This window comes from Streptococcus sp. DD11, assembly GCF_001578865.1.
Taxonomy (GTDB): domain Bacteria; phylum Bacillota; class Bacilli; order Lactobacillales; family Streptococcaceae; genus Streptococcus; species Streptococcus panodentis.
The window spans coordinates 194,698-200,336 of record NZ_KQ969396.1; the positions used below are offsets into that span (position 1 = coordinate 194,698).

At 47.6% G+C, this 5,639-nt stretch carries 5 protein-coding genes and 1 pseudogene; all 6 read right to left on the reverse strand.

Annotated features, from left to right (window positions below):
• Nucleotides 1–213: response regulator (locus tag STRDD11_RS14645; protein ID WP_241209413.1), on the reverse strand; the 213-nt coding region annotated here is incomplete at its 3' end.
• Nucleotides 214–333: 120 nt separating this feature from the next.
• Nucleotides 334–807, reverse strand: a complete 474-nt coding sequence (locus STRDD11_RS10320) for a hypothetical protein (RefSeq protein WP_128837226.1) — start codon at nt 805–807, stop codon at nt 334–336.
• A 143-nt stretch (nt 808–950) separates the two neighbouring features.
• Nucleotides 951–1,762 (reverse strand): annotated as a pseudogene (locus tag STRDD11_RS10325) (SDR family NAD(P)-dependent oxidoreductase).
• Between the two features lie 14 nt (nt 1,763–1,776).
• Nucleotides 1,777–2,100 (reverse strand): DMT family transporter, encoded by a 324-nt coding sequence (locus STRDD11_RS10330; RefSeq protein WP_128837227.1) that lies wholly within the window; start codon nt 2,098–2,100, stop codon nt 1,777–1,779.
• Nucleotides 2,101–2,152: 52 nt separating this feature from the next.
• Nucleotides 2,153–2,437, reverse strand: coding sequence for a helix-turn-helix domain-containing protein (locus STRDD11_RS10335; protein WP_128837228.1), 285 nt, complete (start codon nt 2,435–2,437; stop codon nt 2,153–2,155).
• Between the two features lie 186 nt (nt 2,438–2,623).
• Entirely contained in the window at nt 2,624–5,170 is a 2,547-nt protein-coding gene (locus STRDD11_RS10340) for a M1 family metallopeptidase (protein ID WP_128837229.1), read from the reverse strand.
• Nucleotides 5,171–5,639: the final 469 nt, after the last annotated feature.

Sequence of the window (5,639 nt, forward strand, 5' to 3'; positions counted from 1 at the left end):
CACCCCCTTCTCCCGGAGGTCTTTCAGGACTTGGAAGCCGTCTTTTTCAGGCAGCATGAGATCCAGAAGAATGAGGTCATAGACCCCGCTCTCTGCCTCGTAGAGACCTTCTTCACCGTCAAAAACCTGCATCACATCTGCAAAATCATCTAAAAAATCAAATACTGAGTTTGATAAACCGAGGTCATCCTCTACCAATAGAATTTTAATCATTTCTTTCTCCTTCATAAGACAAAGCGTTGAGTCATTCTCGCCGTCTTATTCACTTTTCTATCCTATTATAACAGACTCGGCCCAAAATCAGAAACATTTTCTACGGCGATCAGCATTATTTTAGCTGCTTGTGCTTTTACTGCTGTCTGCTGTCGTCTTGTCGCTGTTGGAAGACTTGCTGCCGGACTTATTTTTGCTTTTCTGGTCTTGAGAGCCTGCAGATCTGTTGCTGTCAGAGTTTTTCCCCTCCTGAGGTGACATCCCTTGACCCGGTCCGCCGTTTTGCCCGCCGTTTTGAGCAGGACCTCCGTCCTGCGGCGGCATGCCGTTGCCCGGTCCGCCATTTTGTCCATGCTGCCCATTTTGAGCGTCTTGCGGCGGCTGGCCAGCACCAGCCTGACCGTTTTGTCCCTGCTGGGGCAGATTCTGATTCGTTGCGGCATTCTGCAGTCCTGACTGCTGGCTGTTTGTGCTATACACAGCTGCTGCCAGACCATAACCGCCTAAGAGCCCTACCGCCAGAGCGCCGCTGGTCGCCGCAGTCAGCCACCATTTCGTGCTCTTTTTCACCACAATCATTTTTTCCATATCCATTTAGAAATTTCCTTCTTTCTGTTTTTGGTAAAGCCTATCTGCACAGACTTTCCAGCCCTAGTTCAGTCTCACTAAGTTAGCATTATTATAAAAGTTTTTCTTAAAGAGGACTGAATTTTTCTTAAAGAAGGCTGAAAGGCGGATCAGTCAGCAGCAGCGAAATAGTGTTTTAGAATCCGGCTGTATTGATTGAGCAACAAAAAATCGGCCAAGGAAGGAGACAAGAGATTAATCTTAGCAAATAAGCCTGTCCCCGCCCCCATAAGAATGACTCTTCTGCGCTTCCTAATCCCCTTGAGCAGAGCCTGGCATACCTCAGCTGGACTGGAGATAGCAAGACCCATTTCACGCCAGACAGGGTGATAGGGAGCTTCGGACGGTGTAGCTGCTGCATTGGGACAAAAATAAGTGATATACTTTTTTCTCCCCTCTGCCCTTAACTCCCGATTCATAGCTTCAATAAAAGAAAAAACACCGGCCCGACTAGCCACATCCACGCTATAGTAAGGAAAGGCCAGCCGTCCATCTGCAAAACCGCCTGTATGAACAAGGGTAGAGCTTGCCTTATCCGATAAAAGAGGGAGGAAGCATTTTGTCAGCAAAACCGCACCCAGCAAATTGGTGTCCAGTGTCTGCTTAATCTCCGCTGTCGAATGGGCTGACAGAGATTTGCGTACATCGAAGCCAGTAGCATTGATAATGATATCCACTTGGTCTGACCAACTCCGAATCGCTTCTACTGCTGCCTGCAGCGACTCCTCGCTGCCAATTTCAAAACTTGCAAGAGAATATTCAGCCGCTGTTTTCTGGGCTAGTCTCTGAACTTTTTCGACATGGCGTCCTAGTAAAAAAGCTGGGCTCCTTCCTGCTGAAAGGCTTGAGCATAAGCACAGCCAAGACTGCCGCTGGCACCGATAATCGCTACCTTTTTATTTTTAAAATAACTGTTTCCCATAAATGCTCCTTTGATTAATGAATCTTTTGCGATAAGTTTAACAAAACAAGTCCCGAGATAACCAAGGCGATTCCTATGAGGCTTGTAGCTGTCACTTTTTCATGGAAAAGAAAAATAGAAAGCACTGTTGTTCCGACCAATCCGATACCAGCCCAAATAGCATAAGCAAGGTTGAGCTGAATGCCTTTCAAAGACAGCGACAAAAAGAAAAAACACAAGCCATAAAAGACCAGCGCAAGAATCCCAAAAAGCATTTTAGAAAAACCTTGCGATAGTTTTAAGAGACTTGTGGCAGCCACTTCAAATAAAATGGCAAAAGATAGATAAAGATAGGGCATATTTTCCTCCTAGAATAAAGAATATTAAAAAGCTAGCAGGAAAACAATGGCTTTAGCTGCGCGACGAAACCAAGCAGCTCCAAAGAGTGCAGGCATTGGTCAAAATCATGGTTCTGAGACCCGCTCCCTTGTATGCAGGGATAGCATTTCGGCCGCATAGCTCATCCAAAGAAATCTGATAAAAATCAGCTAAGCGAATCAGACTGCGGCTATCTAAAATCGTTTTATCATGTTCCCAATTCGAGATAGTCTGCCGCGTGGTTCCTAAATATTCTGCAATCTGAGCTTGACTATAGCCTTTTTGTTCTCGAATCAATTTTAACTGCTTTCCTAACATTTGCTTTTCTTCCACATTTTACTCGTTTCTTTACCGTTTGGCTAGACGAAATTCTTTGACATTCAAAATTATTCTAGGTAAAACTTCTTTGACAGGGCTATTATAACATGATTTTAAAAGATATGAAAATGGCGAAGCAGTTCTTTAAAAAAACAGCAAACTCATGAGTCTGCTGTTTTCTATATGTTAGCTGTTTGCTTTCAGAGCTTTCTCTACAGCTGCTTTTTCACGCGCAATCAGGTCCACACGTGCGGCGATGTCCTTGATGCCCATGCGGATATTGCGGCTGATGGCCATATCGTCCAGCTGAGGCTCAAAGAAAGCCTTGTATTCTGCCAAGCGCTGTTCGGTTTTGAAAATTGCGGCTGGCACCACGACATAGCTGTCAAAGCTCATGTCTCCGCCAAGAGCAGCTTTGATCCAGTCCCAATTTTCCCGTGCCCAGGTCCAAACGGTCTCCTGAGCATAGTCGCTTCGAAGGAAAGAAGCGTACCAAATCAGCAGATCCTGAGGTTTCACGACATCCTTGTTTTTCCACTCCTTCATCATCAGGGCCAGATGATCAGCGTCTTTCGTCTTGGAGAGCGCAGCAGCCAGCTGGCGCTGGAAGTTGCCGTCTGTCGCATGCACATAGGCATGGAGATACTGCTCAGTCAGCTCTCTGCTTTCATGATGCTTCATCTGATTGATGAGAATCTGCTGACGGATAGCCGCAGGCAGCTTGGCCAAATCCTCCGCATAGTCGGCAAAGATTTGACTGGCCTGAGCACTGGCCTGGGCATCGTCTGCCTTGATCATATTGGCAATGACCAGCTGACGGACCAGCTCATCCTCATCCGGCTCTCCTGCTTTGGCTTCAAAACCAAGGCGGTCAAAGTTGAAACGGTTGAACTGAGCCAGCAGCCGCTGATAAGCTTTTTCAGTTGCTGTCCCTTCATCGACAAAGCGTTCCAAGCCTGCCAGCACATCACTGACAGCAGAGACCACCAGATAGGATTTTTCTTTGGTCAGCGGCTTAATGACTGGCAGCAAGGCCGCAAAAGAAATGCTTCCGGCTTCTGCCAAAAGGAGGCGTTCCTGCACCACCTGAAGCTTGCTGGTGCAGTCCAGCTCTGTGAGTGTACCCAGAATAGCCTCCAGCAATTCGCCTTGATAATCCGTGATATAGTGAGCTGTATTCTCCGTATTGAAGCGCAGAGCGCCATGAGATTTGTTGGCTGCTGCCAAGGCTGCATAGTTAGGAATTTCCAGACTTTCTCCTTCCAAAGTATCCGGAATCCCTGTCCAGTTGCTGTTGAGGGGCAGGACCCACAGACGGCCCTTGTCTTCATGTTCGCCAATGAAGAACTGCTTTTGAGAAATTTTCAGCGTGTCATTTTCAACTTTAGCTGTGAGGAGGGGATAACCTGGCTGCTCCAGCCAAGAGTCCATAAAGGCTGCGACATCGCGGCCTGACGCCTGGCCAAGGGCATTCCAAAGATCACGGCCGATGGTATTGCCGTACTGATGCTGCTCAAAGTAGGCCTTGAGCCCCTTGCGAAAGGCAGCATCGCCCAGCCATCGGCGCAGCATATGCATGAGGCGGCTGCCCTTCGCATAGACAATGGCTGCATCAAAGAGCGTATTGATCTCATCTGGGTGCTTGACCTCCACATGAACAGACTGCACGCCGTCCGTCGCATCGCGTTTCAGTGCTGCTGGTACACCGCCTGTCTGGAAGTCCTCGAAAATATTCCAGCTTGGCTCAATGGCGTCCACGCTGACATACTCCATCATATTGGCAAAGCTTTCGTTAAGCCAGAGGTCATCCCACCACTTCATGGTAACCAAATTGCCAAACCATTGGTGAGCCAGCTCATGGGCTACGACCAGGGCAACTGTCTGACGGCTGGTGACGGTGGAGTTTTCATCTACCAGCAAATAAACTTCGCGATAGGTGACTAAGCCCCAGTTTTCCATGGCTCCTGCCGAAAAGTCTGGCAGAGCCACATGAAGCGACTGCGGAATGGGGTAGGCCACCCCGTAGTATTCCTCGTAAAAGTCAATCACCCGAACGGCAATATCCAGTGAAAACTCAAGATTCTGGAGCGGATGCGCTTTGGTCGAATAAACGCCGACCAGCGTTCCGTTCTTGGTTTTGGCAGTTATCCCCTGCAAATCGCCTGCAGCAAAAGCAAGGAGATAGGAGGACATGCGGGGCGTTCTTTCAAACTTCCAGATACCGGTGGTTTTGCGGTTTTCGCTGTCGATTTCCGGCATATTGGACAGGGCCAGCTCTCCATCCGCCTGGTCAAATTTCAAAGCCAGATCAAAGGTTGCCTTAGCTTCTGGCTCATCGACACTCGGAAAGGCTTCGCGGGCAAAATGGCTTTCAAACTGAGTAGAGATGACTTCTTTTTTGACGCCATCGACCCTATAGTAGGAGGGGTAAATCCCGGTCATATTGTCCGTAATCCGACCGGAATAGGTCAGGGTGACCGTCTGGCTGCCGGTTGCTCCGAGCTCCACATAAAGAGCTTCATTGGCATCATCGACTGTAAAAGCGAGAGCCTGACCGGCTGACTCAACGGTCTCAATGGTCAATCCCTTCTGGTGGAGGGAAATGGTCTCAGACTTAGCCTCCCCTGTAATGGAAACCCTGCCTGAAAAAGTCTTGTCAGCACGATTCAAGTCCAAAAATAAATCATAATGCTCAGGGACAAATGTATCAATAAAGTGCGCAACTGCTTGCATATTTTTCTCCTCATCTAACCTAGCAGAGCTCCCGGCGCTGCTTGGTATCATCTTTTAACATTGTAACATATTTAACTGAATTCGTCATAAATGGGTGGCAGAGAAGCCCTGTGAGCAGGACAAAAATCGGTCAGACGAAGTCTTCAATCTTGTCAGCCAGTCTTCCTTTCTAGCTGCTGGCCAGAGAAAGCCAAATCCCAAGCTGTTTTTGACACTTACTTTGTCAGTTTTATGTCCCTGCCTCAAACGAAAAGACGGAATCGTTTGCTTGTGTGCCGGCCACTGAAGGCCAAGGGATTCTGCATACGCTTTCCGGGTAAGTCCGGCATAAACAATCTCTCCTTTTGTTTCCTGATACAGCAGGCTTTTGCAACTTATCCTAAATATATTTTTCTAAATATATGGTAAACGCTTTCTTTTTTAGAAAATCAGTGGTATAATTAACATATGAAGTATCTTTTCCTAATCA